Raw genomic sequence first — 13,790 nt, forward strand, 5'->3', positions numbered from 1 at the left:
GGCGTCAGGGCAGCCACTCGAACGCCCGCTCGAGCGTCCGGACCCGGCCATCCGGCGCGCGGAACACGACGCGCAGGACGTGGCTCGCAGCATCCCCCGGTAGCGGCGCGAGCCGCGCCTCGTATCCGGCGGTGCCGCAGCTTCCGAGCCCCGGGATCGCGGCCGCCACGTCCCGGCGCGGCGTGCGCGTGAAGGCCGACGGCGAGCGCCGGTCCTGGTCGACGCGGAACTCCACGATCTCGCCTGGGCCTTCGGGCGTCTGGCTCCAGCCCGTCACGTCGAGCGCCCCGCGGACGACCGCGCCCTCCGCAGGCACGTCGATCGAGGCCGGAAACCCGTGGTCCTCGGAAGAGGGAACCCGCGGGGCCGCTGCGGCGTGGCGACGGAAGGACTCCGTGTCCCCCGCCGCCGCGGGCCCCGGACCGCGCCGGACGAAGAAGATCCAGTCGTCGCCGCCTGCATGGTCGAGGCGCTTCGGGGAATCGAAGATCCCGGCGCGCATTCCGGCCTCCATGAAGTCCAGCGTCGGAGCGAGCCGCCGGAGCGGAAGAGCGTGCTCGTGGACGACGACGACGCCCGTCGGCCACGCCGCGAGCGTGTCGAGGAGCGATTCCGGGATCGGCGCCACGGCGAGCGCCTCCGCGAACTCCACGTTGCGGCGCGGAACGTAGCTCGCGTTGCCGTTCACGATCGGCTTGAAATGCGCGAGGCTCGCGAACACCCACCGGGCGTCGGATGGAGAGTGAAAAAGAGGGAGATGGAGGATGGGACCACCGGTCTCGATGCGGGTGAGGAACTCCTCGACGGGTGGGGCCGGGACCTCCGGCCGGAATCCAAAACGCACGGTCTGGCGCACGTCCACCGCGATTCCCGCCCCGAGAGCGAGAGCCGCGGCCGCGCGGCCGGCGGGTGACGCGAGCCGCTCGAGCAGGATCGAGCAGCCGGCGGCGGCGAGCAGTCCGAACCCGACCTGGGAGACCGCGCCGAAGCGCGCGAACGCCCGGATCCCGCCGAAGAGTGGCGGCGCGAGCGCCTTGAGAGCGGGGATGAGCGGCCCACCGGGTCCGAGCGAGCCCGCGAAAGAGACCGCGACGAGGACGACGCCCGTCGAGACAAGGCCGCTCGGCCGGCGCCGCCAGAGCAGAGCCACGATTGCAAGGGCGCCGAGAGCGAGCGAGGCCGTGCCGGGATAGAGCGCCTTCTCCGACCCGCTGCGCCGCGTGAGAAACGCCTGGCCGGGATTCGAATCGGTCGTCGCCAGCCAGTCGGCCGGCGCCGCGGAAAAGAGCGCGGCCTCGGCGTCGCTGCGGCGGAAGTCGTTGTCCCGGCGGGCCTCGATCATGTGCACCGCGAGGGGCAGGAGGAGGACGAGCGCGAGGGCGAGAGCCGAGGCGAGCTTTCCGAGCGCCGCGGGCCTTCGGGCGCTTCTTCCCGTCAGGAGGTCCAGCAGGACGACGCCGCCCAGCGCCACGAGTGCGAACGCGAAGAGGTGCAGCGAGAACCAGCCGAGCCCGCCAAGCGACGCGCCGAGCGCGAGAACGGCCGCCGGGCGACCTTTTTCCCTCACGGACTTCCAGGCGAGAAGCGCGAGAGGGATTCCGCCTGCCGCGACGAACGAGACGTAGCCGAACCCGCAGGCGGTCTCGGCGCCGAGCCCCGCCGCGGCGGCGCCGAGCAGGGCCGGGAGGCGCGGGGAGCCGTAGGCGACGGCGAGACGCGCCGTCGCCCAGACCGAGAACGCAATCCCGAGGAGGCACAGGACGTTGAAGACGCCGACCACGGGGAGGCCAGCCGCGGCGAGCGGGACTCCCGCGACGCCGTAGCCGACGAGCGGCTCGGTGAACGCGAGCGTGTTTCGCGCGGGCGCGAAGATGTTCGCGTCGAAGAGCGACGTCCCCGCGCCGTTGAGCGCGTGCCGCACCCATGCGAGCTGCCAGGCCTGGAGCGGCGCGTCGTAACCATCCCTCAAATGGGTGAGAACGCGCGGCAGGGCGAATGCCGCCCACGCCGTCGCCGCGAGGCAGCACACGGCGAAGTCGGCGAAGGCGCCCCGCGCGCCCGGAGCCCGCACCGGTGAGGGAACGTCGTCCCTCTTCACGGTTATCTCAGGTATCCGAGGCTTCTGAGGTTCTCGACGTACTCCTTCGGGTCGACGCTTGGCGGCGCGCCGGCGCGGCGCCTGCCCCAGGAGGCGACGGTCTCGGACGTCGCGGCGCCCGGCGCGAGCAGATCCGCCCGGACCTTCCCCGCGACGTCCCGCGCGGCCGGAACGCCGAGGACGGCGAGGATCGTCGGCGCGACATCCGCGGGCTCGAGCTTGCTCGTCGTCCCCGCCTCGCCTTCGCGCGCGAGCGGCCCCAGCAGTGCGACGACGCCGCCCGGCTCGCGCCGCCCGGCGTCGAGGACGAAGACGGCGAGGTCCGCGCCCGCGAGGAGCGCCGGGTCCGCAAGGAACGCGCGTACCGCCGCCGTCTCGGCCGTCAGGGCCTCGGCGAGGACGACGCGGTCGGCCGCGCTCCGCTCGGGCGCGGCGAGGGCCGACGAGAGGATGTCGGGCCCCGGAAGATAAACGAGCGAGAGGCGCGGCTTCTCCCGCGCGGCGGCGTCGCGGAACGCCGCGATCGCGAAGGCGTCCAGGCCCTTCGCGTCCGCGACGAGCCTCTCGAGCGAGCCGGGCTCCGGCGCGAGCCGCGGCGCAAGTCGGGCCGCCCGCTCGGCGGCCTCGGCGGGCCAGCCCTCGCCCGCGAGAGACGCCCCCGAACGGGCCGCGAAGAAGAGGTGGTTGCCGAGGACCGTGCCGCCGCCGGCGGCCGCGGGGTACGTCGTCCACCAGTTGACGGTGAGCGAGGCGACGCCGCCTCGGCTCGCGACCTCCCATGCAGCCGGGGCGCGCCGCGCCGCCGCCGTCACGGACTCGAGGCGCGCGAGGTGCAGCGCCGGGAGGATGCGGCCGAGGTAGAGGCCCGCGCCCGCGAGAGGGCGAACGGGCGCACCGACTCCCGCGACGCGCACGAGGTCGAGCGATCCGATCCCGTGCCGGCGCGCCGGCTCCCCCGTCGCGACGGTCGTCCAGAACGCCGCGGGATCGCGCACGGACTTCGCGTACGAAGCGCGAACGCCTCCGGCCACGGGCGGCTCCGCCGTCCACCCGTCCACCGCGACGACGACGACGCGGCGCGCGTTCGCGGCGACGACGAGCGGGCCCTCCGCCGGAGGCGCGGGCCGGAGCGCGAGGACGGCGGCGACGGCCAGGAACGCGAAGGCGGCGGCCAGGAATCCCGCGAGCCGGCCGCGGCGCGAGGTTGGGAGCAGGAGGCGGCCCGAGGCCGCGAAGACGGTGAACGCGAGGCCGCGCGCGACGCGCACGGCGATGAGGACGGCGAGGGCGACGGCGGCGAGCACCGCGACGACGCCCGGGAGGCCCGCCGTCTCGAGCGCGGGCCGCGCCGCGGCCACGCCGGCGACGCCCGCGAGGATGCCGAACGCGACCGCGACCTCGGTGGACGCCTCCTCCGCGTCGCCGCGGAGGCGCCCCCGGAGGAGCGCGAGGCCGACGAGCCCGGCGACGAGAAGGGTCGCGAGCGCGGCCGCGCCCGCGAAAAGCCAGAGAAAGAGGACCGCCGCGTCGCGGAACGTCAGCGCCGACGAGACCGCGTGGAGGACCGCGCCCGCGAGGGCGACCGCCGCGGCAAGGAAGAGCGCGCCGGTCGCCGCGCCGAGCAGAAGCGCCCGAGTCCGGCTGCGCGCGGCGAGCGCGCCCTTGAGGACCGCCCCCTCGACGCCGCGGTCGAGATAGCCCTTCTCCCGCAGGCGCTCACGCGCGGCATCCAGCGAGAGAGGGGACTTTTCTTCCATCCCCCGACTTTAGCGCTTGCGGTCTCTCAGCATCACGGCGAACTCGCGCAGGAGGTCCGCCTTCTTCCCGAAGGGCTTCAGGGAGTCGAGGGCGTGCTCCGTGAGCTCGGCGACGAGCGTGCGCGCGCCCTTCGCGCCGACGTGGCGCACGAACGTGGGCGCCGGGGCGCGGCGGGCGGACTTGCCGGTCTCGGCGGCGTCGCCCTCAGCCTCCAGGAGATCGTCGACGATCTGGAACGCGAGGCCGACGTTGCGCGCATACGAGCGCAGCGCCGCGAGCTCTTTCTCGCGCGCGCCGCCCACGACGGCGCCGAACTCGGCCGAGGCGACGAAGAGCGCACCCGTCTTGCGGGCGTGAATCGTCTCGAGGCGGTCGAACGTCGCGTCGGAGGCGCCCGTCTTCAGGTCCAGCGCCTGGCCCGACGCGAGGCCGAGAAGACCCGACGCGTCCGCGAGGCGCGAGACGAGGTCGAGCGCGGTTCCGGGCGGCAGTCCGGCGCCGCGGCGCGGGTGGAGGCCCGCCTCGGCGAGCGTCCCGAATGCGCGCACGAGGAGCGTGACCGCGGCGAGGATCGCGATGCTCTCCCCGTGCGAACGGTGGAGCGCCGGGCGGCCCCGGCGGGTCGTCGCGTCGTCCATCGACGGGAGGTCGTCGAGCACGAGCGACGCCGCGTGGATCATCTCGATCGCGGCGCCCGCGTCGACGAGCTTGGCGCGCGGCGCGCCGAAGAGGTCGCCCGCGAGCACGACGAGCGCCGGCCGGACGCGCTTGCCCGGCGAAAGCAGGCCTTCGCGAACGGCCGGCGGCAGGGGGTCGAGGGGGTCCGGCTCACCCTCCGGCGCCGCGAGAAGGTCCGGAAGGCGCGCGTCGACGCCGACGCGCACCTCACCGAGCAGCTTCGAGAGGGCCGAAGGGGGCACGGGGGTCAGGCGAAACTCGCCAGCGCGTCCTTCTCGTTCGGGTAGACGTCGAAGACGGTGATGAGCTGCGTCACCGTGAGGACGTCGCTGATCTTCGGCGGAAGGCTCTGCAGCTTCAGCTTCGCGCCCTTGTGCGTCGCCGTCGTGTAGCAGCCCACGAGCTCGCCGACGCCCGACGAGTCGATCGTCGTGACGTCCTTCATGTCGACGAGGATCTTCATCGCCCCGCCGTTCACCGCCGCGTGGATCGCCTCGCGCATCTGGAGGTCGCCCGCGCCGATCGTGATCTTCCCGTGCAGCTCGATGATCTTGACGTCGCCGACGTCCCGGGTGGTCACCGAAGTTTTCATGGTGTGTGCACTCCCTTCTTCGTTTCGGAATCCAGTTTCTTCTTCATGGAGAGGATCGTCCCGCCGTTCTCGCCGCGCGAGAACGTCACCTCGTCCATGAACGTCTTCATGTAAAAGATACCGCGGCCCGAGGTCTTCATCTGGTTTTCCGGCGCGAGGGGGTCGGCCACCGCCGTCGACTCGAAGCCCTGTCCCTCGTCCCCGACGACGATCTCGATCGTCTCGGCGCCGCCGGCGAGCGACAGGTAGACGCGCTTGGCCGGGTCCTGCTGGTTGCCGTGCTTGATCGCGTTCGCGAGCGCCTCCCGAAGCGCGACCCCCATCCAGTGCTCCGCGTCCGTCCCCACGCCGCGCGCCTTGCAGACGTGCTCGAGCACGGCTTGCGCCAGCTCGAGATTCTCGTAGCGGCTCGAGAGCCAGAGGACGATGGGGCCCGGCGGCGGATTGCTCATCGCAAGCTGCAAGGGACGCGCTGTTAAGCTGGCCCCGATGTGTCACCTCTCCCGTTTGCTGAAGCCGGGCGCATGATACGCGACGCCGTCTCGACCGGGAAAGGGAGCGCTTCGCACCGGGTCCCGGCGCTCCTGGCGGCCGCCGCCGTCCTCGCCGCCGCCCTCGCGGCGACCGCGGCGTCTCCGCTCGCGCAGCGGCTGCCCGAGGCGGTCGCGGAGGCCCAGAAGCTGGTCGAAAGGGTCCGCGGCGTCCCGTTCCGGGGGGCCGTGGCATCCGCCCTCCTCCCCGAGAAAGACCTCGCGAAGATCCTGGGGAAGAAGATCGTCGAGGACCTGCCCGTGCCCTTCCCCCGGTACGCCGCCTCGCTCGCCGCCGTCGGCTTTCTCGACCCGGAGGCCGGCCTCGAGGAGAAGCTCACGAGGCTCTACGCGCGGCAGGTGGCGGGCTTCTACGACCCCGAGGTCAAGAAGTTCTTCATCGTCCCCGAGCGCACGGCCGAGGCGGCCGCCGTCGCGCCCGCGCTCGGCCTCTCGGCCGGGACGCTCCTCGAGGACGCTCTCCTCGCGCACGAGCTGACCCACGCGCTCCAGGACCGCCGCCTCGACCTCGTCCCGCGCATGAAGGCGCTCAAGGAATCCTCCGACGCGCTCCTCGCGCTCGAGGCGTTCCTCGAAGGCGAGGCCACCGTCGTCATGATGGACGCGCTCCTCGTGCGGCTCCCGCCCGAGGCGAAGGAGCTGTTCGGCGCGGACACGCTCTCGAACATGCTGTCCGGCCTCGCGGCGGGCACGACGAACGTCGACGGCTCCGAGGGCGTTCCGGACTTCTTCGTCAAGGAGATGCTCTTCCCGTACGTCTCCGGCACCGCGTGGATCGAGGCGCGGCGCGCGGGAGGCGCCGGCTGGACGACGATCGACGCGAACTACAAGACGCCGCCCACGACGACCGCGGAGATCCTGCACCCCGAGCGGACCGCCGCGCGGACGCTCCTCGCGCCGGCCGACCGCCCGGCGGCCGCCGACTTCCCGCCGGGGATGAAGGTCCTCTACGCCGACACGTTCGGAGAGTGGATGCTCGGGACGCTGCTCGAGCGCGCGGGGGCGCCGGACTCGAAGGCCCTCGCCGCCGAGTGGCAGGACGACCGGATCCTCTTCTTCGAGCCGAAGCGCGTCGAGGGCGAGGCGCGGCCCGTCGGATTCGTCTGGCGCATTCGCACGGCTTCCCCGGACGCCGCGCGCCGCCTCGCCGCCGCGCTCGCGCCTCTCTACGAGCGCCCGGACGGGCGGCCCGTCGCGGCCGTCGCCGCCAGGGGCGACCTCGTCGAGGTCGTGCGAGGGCGGCCGCAGCCGCCGAAGCGCGTCAGCCCCCCTGCAGGAACTTCAGGGCCGCCGGCAGAAAAATGAAGAGCTGCACGGCGTCGAACGTCCCGTGCGCGAGCATCGGGGCGACGACGCTCCCCGTCCGCGCGAACGCGATCGCGAGGACGGACGTGATCGCGAGCAGCCCGACGAAGAAGAACGGCTCCCCGTAGCCCGCGTGGGCGAGGAGGAAGAGGATCGAGGCCGGGACCGCCCCGAGCCGGCGCTGGAGAAACGCCCGGAAGTGGAACTCCTCGAGCGTCATCGCCGAGATCACGATCAGCAGCCGCTCGATGCCCGGGCGGCCCGCGAGCCAGCCGACGAGCGGCGGGATCGCGCGCTGCTGGTGGACGTCGAAGAGGCTCAGCAGGACGGCCGCCACGACGGCCACCACGATCGTCAGCGTCCAGCCGATCAGGCCGAGGGCGACGCCGGCCGCGGCCTCCGGGCCCGGCCGCTTCGACTCGAGCGCGAGAAACGTCCTCAGGGGCGGGCGGCCCGCGAGGAGCCACCATGACGCGAGAAAGACCGCGAGGATTCCCTGCACGAGGAAAACCTGCGTGATCTTCAGCGTCGAGACGTCGGGCTGGCGGCCGCCGGCGGCCGCCGGGAGGAGCGTCGTCGCGACGAGGAGAAGGAACAGCAGTCCGAGCGCCGCGCGCTTCCTCCACGGCGACGGGAACGCGTCGCGCCGGAACGCGCCCTTCCGGTCGGCCATCCACACGATGCCGACGAGGAGCGGAATTCCCGCCCCGAAGAGGAGGTTGCGTGCGAAGGGAGTCACGTGCGCGGACCGGCCGGGCGGGACTCTAGCAAAGCCCCGCCCGCTCGGCGCGAGGCGGTCAGGCTTTCGGGCCGCCCGGCTTGAGGACGACGGGGCGCGCGGCGGGGCGGCCGAACAGGAAGCCCTGCCCCCACTCGACGCCCAGCTCCTCGAGGCTCGCAAGCTCGGCGGGGTCCTCGATGCCCTCGGCGATCAGCTCGGCGTCGATGCGCCGGGCGAGCGCCGCGAGCGAGCCCACGATCTCTCGCTTGATGCGGTCGACGTGGAGGCCCGACACGAGCGTGTGCGCGACCTTCACGTACTCCGGGCGCAGCTGGACGATCGATTCGAGCCCGGAATAGCCGGAACCCGCGTCGTCGATCGCGAAGCCGAAGCCGGCGGCCCTGAGGCGCGCGACGACCTCGCGGAACGCCGGGTAGTTGAAGACGACCTCCTTCTCGGACAGCTCGAGAACGACGTCGCCGTGCGCGCGCGTCATCTCCGCGAGGTTGCGGTCGTCGAGAAAGACCGAGTGCGTCAGGAGGCGCGAGGACGCGTTCACGAAGAGACGCTTGGTGAGCGCGACGCGCGGAAGCGACGAGAAGACGGTCTCGACGCAGAGGCTCTCGAGCTCGAGGAGGAGGTCGCCCTCCCGCGCCACCGCGAAGAGGTCGTCCGGCATCTCGAGCTCGTGGTCCTGCGGGCCGCGGATGAGCGCCTCGTACCCGAGCACATCGCCCGTCTTCACGGCCACGATCGGCTGGAAGACGGCGCGAAGCTTCTTGCCGGAGAGGATCGCCTTGAGGCGCTCGACGAACCCCTTCTTCTCGCCGCTCTCGCGGGCGTCCGCGAGCCGCGAGGCCTCCGCGAGCGCGCGCATGAGGTTGCGCGCCGGCCTGACGCGCGGGTCGTCGGGCACCGCGAGCGCGGTCGCGTGGACGTGCATGAGATCGACGGACGAGCGGCCGAGCGCCTGCTTCATCCGCCGCACGACGCCGACGCGCAGGCGCGCGGCCTCGCTCTCGAGCGTCCCGCCCTTGCGGTTCGGCGTACGGCGCGCGAGGTCGAAGAGCACGAAGACGCCGTCGGAGCCGTTGAACGACATCGAGAGGAAACCCGGCGCGAACGGCGAGGCCGCGAGGTCCTCGCGGAGGCTCGCGGCCGTGACGCGGAGGATGCGGTCGTAGAGCTCCCAGCCGTAGAGGCTCTCGACGCCAGCGAAGCGCCCGAGCTGCACGTAGACGACGCCGAGGTTCGCAACGCGCTCGCCCTTGAGGTCCGCGAAGGGGTGCAGCGTGAGCCCCGTCACGGGGTCGTGGAGAAGCGACTCGAGCCGCAGTTTCTCGATCTCGGGCGCGGCGGCGGCCTCTACCGGCGTCTCGCGCGCCACGATCCTCAGGGGCCCCCGCGGGCGTGTGGGTTTCATCGCACTCCCTTCGCGGCGGCGCGTCCCGTCAGGGCGCGCGCGCGCGCCCTCAGGTCCTCCGCCCGGAACGGTTTCGTGAGGTGGTCCGTGCCGCCGACCTGCATCGCCGTGATGCGGTCGGCGACCTCGCCGCGCCCCGTCAGGAACAGGACGGGCAGCTCCGCCGTGACCGGCTGGCGCCGCAGGATGTCGCAGATCTCCCAGCCCGTGAGGCCGGGCATGTTCACGTCGAGGACGACGAGGTCGGGCGGCGTGCGGAGCACCGTCCTCAGGAATGCCGCGGAGTCGCTCGTGCCGTCGACCTCGAACCCGTCGTGCACGAGGACGGCCATCACGGCCTCGACCATCGCGGGGTCGTCGTCGAGGACGAAGACGCGGGTCGTCACGCGCGGCCCTCGCGCGAGAGCGGGAACATGATCGTCACCTCGAGCCCGTGCCCCTGCTCGGAGAGGAGCGAGATCTTCCCGCCGTTCTGGTCGAGGAGCTCCTTCGTGACGCCGAGCCCGATACCGCGCCCCGGAATGCCGGCCGCGACGGCCGCGGGGCTGCGCCAGGCCGGGGTGAACGCGAGCTTCTGCTCCTCGGGCGACATCCCGGAACCCGTGTCGCTGATCACGACGAAGGCGTGATTCGAGACGACGCTCGCCCTCACGCGCACCTGCCCGCCCGTCGGCGTGTACTTGACCGCGTTGTCGAGGACGTTGCGGAACGCACGCTGCAGCGCCACGGGATCGGCGAAGACAGGGATCTCGGGCGCTTCCGCGACGAACTCGAGACGGATGCGGTTCCCGTGGGCGGCGCGGTACGACTCGACCAGCGTCGAGAGGATGACGACCAGCTCCGACCGGCCGGAGGCCGCGGAACCCGGCTGCGCCGGCGCGGGGACGCCCGCGCGGGGCGGGACGCCGACGAGCGATTCCATGAGCGAGAGCTCGCGCGCGAGGGCCGCGAGGTGCTCGGCCGCGGGCAGCTCGCCGCGGCGGGCGCTCTCTCCGACGAGGTCCGTGTAGACGCGCAGGACCGTCACCGGCGACTTGAGGTCGTGCAGGATCTCGGCGCGCGTGTCCCGGCGTGGCGCGGCCGCGACCCGGCGCTCGCCGCCCTCTTCGTTCGTCTCCTTCGTCTCCTTCGTTTCCTTCGTCGCGGCCGGCGCCGCGGCCTTTCCGGCCGTCCGACTCGCGGCCTCGAGCGCGACGAATGCGGCAAGCGGCCAGAGGGCGCGGAGCGCGAGCGGCCGCGCCGCCGCGAGGGACGCCGGCGGGTGAAGCGCGACGAGGAGCGTCAGCCCGCCGTAAACGCCCACGAGAAGGAAGCGGCCCGCCTCGCGCGACGCGAGGGACGCGCACGCGAGGAGGACGAGGAGAAGCGGGAAGAGATCGCTCGCGGCTCCGCCCGTGCGTTCGAGAGCGAAGAGCGCGAGGCCGAGCGGCGCGAGGAGCCGCAGCGGCTCGGCGAAGGGGCCCAGGACGCGCGCGGCGCCGTCCGTGGCGAGCGCGGCGCCGGCGAGGATCGCGGCGGCGGCGATGCCGGCGAGAACCGGCACGTCCCCCGGCGTTGCGGCGCCCGCGGCGAGGAAGACGAGAAGGGACAGGGACAGGAGGGCCGGGGCCAGGAAGCCTCCGGCCGCCGCGGCTCTCAGCGGGGCGCGACCGTCCAGGGCGTCCTCCGCGCCGTCCGGCGCTCAGTGCACATACGCGCAACCCACCCGGACGCGGCCGTCCGGCAACGCGACGGAGCTCACCTTCCGCATCGCGATCGCGTGCGGCTCGCCCGAGAAGCGCTGGAGGATCTCGCCTTCGAGGCGGTCCGGCGTCTTCACGGCGCCCGTCAGGAACGACATTCCGCCGAAGGAGATGTCCTGCACCTCGGCGTGGAGCGGCCGCTTGGCCTTCGGGGGACCCACCTTCAGCGTGAGGCCCGGGACCGCGAAGCGCGGGTATCGGCGCGTGTGCTCGAAGGGCTTTCCGTTCTGCCGTTTCGAGGCATAGAGCCGGATGTCGCTCATCTTGAGGAGGAAATCGAGAAGGCGCCCGTCCGTCGGGAACGTCGCGACGCCGTAGTTGAGGCCGACCTTCATCCCGAGGCGCAGCGGAAGGCGGATGGCCGCGACGCGGTGGCGGATGCGCTCGGCGACCGCGAGGCTGTGGACGACGTCGCTGTTCGGGAGGACGGCCACGAACTCGTCCCCGCCGTACCGGCAGCCGGCGTCCACGACGCGCAGCGACTCGCGGATCGCCTTCGCGGTGCGGACGAGGATCCCGTCGCCGACCGGGTGGCCGAGGCGGTCGTTGATCGACTTGAAGCCCGCGAGATCCATCATGAGGACCGAGACGACGCCGCCCGCGCGCTCGGCGCGCGAGACCTCGCGCTCGAGGTGGTCGAGGAGGAACCGGCGGTTGTAGAGGCCGGTCAGCGGGTCCGTGATCGCGTTCACGCGCAGCGCGGCGATCTCGTGGTCCGAGACGATGCGCGGCTCCTTGACGAGCCCGAGGCGCGTGTGGAACTCGTGCAGGAGCGCGGTCTGGAGCGACAGGCCCTTGCCCGCGGCTGCCGCGAGGCGCCGGAACCCCGCGGTGACGCGCGCCCAGACGCGCGGAACGTCCTCGGCCGGGATCGTCACGCCCGTCCACTCGACGAGGAGCAGCCGGAGCATCTCCGCCCTCGCAATGCCCTCGCACGCGGCACCGAGCTCGCGCTCGAATCGCTCCTCGGAGAAGACGCGCGAGCGGCCCAGACGCGCGAGCCGCGCGACCCGCGAGGCGAGAGCCTCTTCGGCGCGCTCGGCGCTCACGGCCGCCGGCCCCGGACGCCGCCGAGCAGGCCGCGCGTCTCGGCGCGGCCGAGGTCTTCCGCGGCGCGCGCGACGTCGGCGACCGCCTCGCCGACCGGGAAGACGAGCATGAGCTGCCCGCCGTGGAGGAGGTCGACGAGCTCGCTGTCCGTCCGCGCCCACACGACGCGGCGGTCCGCGACGAGGAGGCGAGCCGTCGCGAGGCCGCCGGCGGCGGGATCGAGGCGCTTGAGGGTCTCGACGACGCGCCGCACCTGGGGCAGGCCGAAGCCGGCCGCGCGCAGGCGCGAGGCGAGGCGCAGCTTCACGACGTCCGTGAACGAGTAACGCCGCCGCGTGCCGTAGCCGGATGCGGCCGTCACGGACGGCCGCAGGAACCCGCGACGATCCCACCAGTCCAGCTGCCGGGCTGTGAGCCCCGTCAACCTTGCGACCTCGGCGGTCGAAAAAGAGGCCTGGAGGATACGGCGATTGAATTTCACGTGTGTATTTCGAATGATACACGACGGCCCCGGGAAAAATGCCGGAATGGCCCGGAATGGACAAAAAAAGAGGCGGCCGCGCACGGCGGCCGCCCAGGCATTCCGAAAGGTTCGGGACCTACTCGATGACGTGGATGTTCTTCTTCGCGCACATCTCCTTCATGACCTTCGGCCACACGGTCACGCTGACCTCCCCGAGGTGCGCCTTGCGCAGGAGGAGCATCAGGACGCGCGACTGGCCGATGCCGCCGCCGATCGAGAGCGGCAGCGTGCCGTTCACGATGCCCTGGTGGTACGGGAACTTCAGGAAGTGCTCCTGGTGCGTGAGGGCGAGCTGTTTCTTGAGCGTCTCGGCGTTCACGCGAACGCCCATCGACGAGAGCTCGTGGCGCCTCTTCGTGATCGGGTTCCAGACGAGGATGTCGCCGTTCAGGCCGTGCATCGTCCGGCCGTCCTTCGCGTGCGTCGGGGTGACCCAGTCGTCGTAGTCGGCGGCGCGCATCTCGTGCGGGTAGCCGTCCTTCAGCGTCCAGCCGATTCCGTAGATGAAGACGGCCGGGTGCTCCTGCAGGATCGCCGTCTCGCGCTGCTTGCGGGGGAGGTCCGGGTACATGTCGAGGATGTCCTCGGCGTGGAGGAACACGAGCTTGTCGGGCAGCGTCGGGAGTTTTCTCTTCTTGAGGCTCGGGAACGTCTCGAGCGCGAAGTCCTCCGCGCCCTTGATCACGCGCCAGATCCCCTCGACGGTCGCCGTCAGGAAGTCGAGGCTTCGCTGCTCGGGCGTGATGACCTTCTCCCAGTCCCACTGGTCGACGTAGGCGCTGTGGTCGTGGTCGAGGAAGTAGTCCTTGCGGACGGCGCGCATGTCGGTCACGAGGCCCTCGCCGGGCCTCATCCCGAACTGTTTCAGCGCGACCCGTTTCCACTTCGTGGCCGCCTGGACGACCTGTCCCTCGATCGGGTTCTTGCCGTTGTCGTTCGAGATGTGGAACGTGACGGGGCCGCGCGAGCCGTCGCGGTCGAGGTAATCGTTCACGCCGCTCTCGGCGTCGACGATGAGCGGGACCTCGACGCGCATGAGGCCGAGCTCGCGGCAGAGGCCGTCCTCGATGTACCTTTTCACGGCCGTGATCGCGCGCTGCGTCTCCTTCGGGTCGAGCAGCGGGGTGTAATCGTTCGGCAGGACCTTCTCGAGATCGGCGTAGTTCCCGATTCCCGGGCCCGCCAGGTCGGCTTTCTTGTCGAGGGCGATGGTCTTCTTCTCGAGGACTTCGGTCTTGTGCTTCATGCGCACGTCCTTTCTGCGGGGCACGCGCGCCCCTGTCCTCGGAAAACATGGGGCGGCGGGCGCCGGGCCGCGACTGATGCGGACGCATCAGGCAGGCGCTGGC

General features: G+C 72.4%; 13 protein-coding genes. 1 reads left to right on the forward strand and 12 read right to left on the reverse strand.

Annotated elements, in window-relative coordinates; all coding sequences use genetic code 11:
• Positions 1 to 4: 4 nt before the first annotated feature.
• The 5 genes from IPL89_04290 to IPL89_04310 are packed head-to-tail and all read right to left on the reverse strand — an operon-like array spanning position 5 to position 5,578.
• Positions 5 to 2,098, reverse strand: coding sequence for a hypothetical protein (locus IPL89_04290; protein MBK9062404.1), 2,094 nt, complete (start codon positions 2,096 to 2,098; stop codon positions 5 to 7).
• A gap of 2 nt (positions 2,099 to 2,100) precedes the next feature.
• Positions 2,101 to 3,855, reverse strand: coding sequence for a hypothetical protein (locus tag IPL89_04295; GenBank protein ID MBK9062405.1), 1,755 nt, complete (start codon positions 3,853 to 3,855; stop codon positions 2,101 to 2,103).
• Between the two features lie 9 nt (positions 3,856 to 3,864).
• Positions 3,865 to 4,776, reverse strand: a complete 912-nt coding sequence (locus IPL89_04300; protein ID MBK9062406.1) for a polyprenyl synthetase family protein — start codon at positions 4,774 to 4,776, stop codon at positions 3,865 to 3,867.
• Between the two features lie 5 nt (positions 4,777 to 4,781).
• Entirely contained in the window at positions 4,782 to 5,126 is a 345-nt protein-coding gene (locus tag IPL89_04305) for an STAS domain-containing protein (GenBank protein MBK9062407.1), read from the reverse strand.
• Positions 5,123 to 5,578, reverse strand: coding sequence for an ATP-binding protein (locus IPL89_04310; GenBank protein ID MBK9062408.1), 456 nt, complete (start codon positions 5,576 to 5,578; stop codon positions 5,123 to 5,125). Before IPL89_04310 ends, IPL89_04305 begins: the two co-directional genes overlap by 4 nt.
• Before the next feature lie 72 nt (positions 5,579 to 5,650).
• On the opposite strand from IPL89_04310, the gene IPL89_04315 reads away from it, so the two are divergent.
• Entirely contained in the window at positions 5,651 to 6,982 is a 1,332-nt protein-coding gene (locus tag IPL89_04315) for a hypothetical protein (GenBank protein MBK9062409.1), read from the forward strand.
• Here the strand turns inward: IPL89_04315 and IPL89_04320 are convergent.
• From IPL89_04320 to IPL89_04350, 7 genes are all read right to left on the reverse strand, one after another.
• A complete protein-coding gene (locus IPL89_04320; GenBank protein MBK9062410.1) occupies positions 6,939 to 7,721 on the reverse strand; it encodes a CPBP family intramembrane metalloprotease in 783 nt (260 codons plus the stop codon). The genes IPL89_04315 and IPL89_04320 overlap by 44 nt on opposite strands.
• Before the next feature lie 58 nt (positions 7,722 to 7,779).
• Positions 7,780 to 9,126 carry an EAL domain-containing protein gene (locus tag IPL89_04325; GenBank protein ID MBK9062411.1) on the reverse strand — a complete coding sequence of 449 codons (1,347 nt, stop codon included), beginning with the start codon at positions 9,124 to 9,126 and terminating at the stop codon, positions 7,780 to 7,782.
• Positions 9,123 to 9,512 carry a response regulator transcription factor gene (locus tag IPL89_04330; GenBank protein MBK9062412.1) on the reverse strand — a complete coding sequence of 130 codons (390 nt, stop codon included), beginning with the start codon at positions 9,510 to 9,512 and terminating at the stop codon, positions 9,123 to 9,125. Before IPL89_04330 ends, IPL89_04325 begins: the two co-directional genes overlap by 4 nt.
• Positions 9,509 to 10,669 (reverse strand): hypothetical protein, encoded by a 1,161-nt coding sequence (locus IPL89_04335; protein MBK9062413.1) that lies wholly within the window; start codon positions 10,667 to 10,669, stop codon positions 9,509 to 9,511. The genes IPL89_04330 and IPL89_04335 overlap by 4 nt, the downstream gene beginning before the upstream one ends.
• Before the next feature lie 138 nt (positions 10,670 to 10,807).
• On the reverse strand, positions 10,808 to 11,917 hold the full coding sequence (locus IPL89_04340) for a GGDEF domain-containing protein (GenBank protein ID MBK9062414.1): 1,110 nt from the start codon (positions 11,915 to 11,917) through the stop codon (positions 10,808 to 10,810).
• On the reverse strand, positions 11,914 to 12,399 hold the full coding sequence (locus tag IPL89_04345) for a MerR family transcriptional regulator (protein MBK9062415.1): 486 nt from the start codon (positions 12,397 to 12,399) through the stop codon (positions 11,914 to 11,916). Before IPL89_04345 ends, IPL89_04340 begins: the two co-directional genes overlap by 4 nt.
• 118 nt (positions 12,400 to 12,517) lie before the next feature.
• On the reverse strand, positions 12,518 to 13,687 hold the full coding sequence (locus IPL89_04350) for an aspartate--ammonia ligase (GenBank protein ID MBK9062416.1): 1,170 nt from the start codon (positions 13,685 to 13,687) through the stop codon (positions 12,518 to 12,520).
• Positions 13,688 to 13,790: the final 103 nt, after the last annotated feature.

Source organism: Acidobacteriota bacterium (assembly GCA_016716715.1).
GTDB lineage: Bacteria > Acidobacteriota > Thermoanaerobaculia > UBA5066 > UBA5066 > Fen-183.

What these genes read in the sequence shown, in the direction of transcription:
- IPL89_04295 (MBK9062405.1), bottom strand. Translation starts at nt 3,855, where the DNA reads ATGGAAGAAAAGTCCCCTCTCTCGCTGGATGCCGCGCGTGAGCGCCTG.
- IPL89_04305 (MBK9062407.1), bottom strand. Translation starts at nt 5,126, where the DNA reads ATGAAAACTTCGGTGACCACCCGGGACGTCGGCGACGTCAAGATCATC.
- IPL89_04310 (MBK9062408.1), bottom strand. Translation starts at nt 5,578, where the DNA reads ATGAGCAATCCGCCGCCGGGCCCCATCGTCCTCTGGCTCTCGAGCCGC.
- IPL89_04315 (MBK9062409.1), top strand. Translation starts at nt 5,651, where the DNA reads ATGATACGCGACGCCGTCTCGACCGGGAAAGGGAGCGCTTCGCACCGG.
- IPL89_04325 (MBK9062411.1), bottom strand. Translation starts at nt 9,126, where the DNA reads ATGAAACCCACACGCCCGCGGGGGCCCCTGAGGATCGTGGCGCGCGAG.
- IPL89_04350 (MBK9062416.1), bottom strand. Translation starts at nt 13,687, where the DNA reads ATGAAGCACAAGACCGAAGTCCTCGAGAAGAAGACCATCGCCCTCGAC.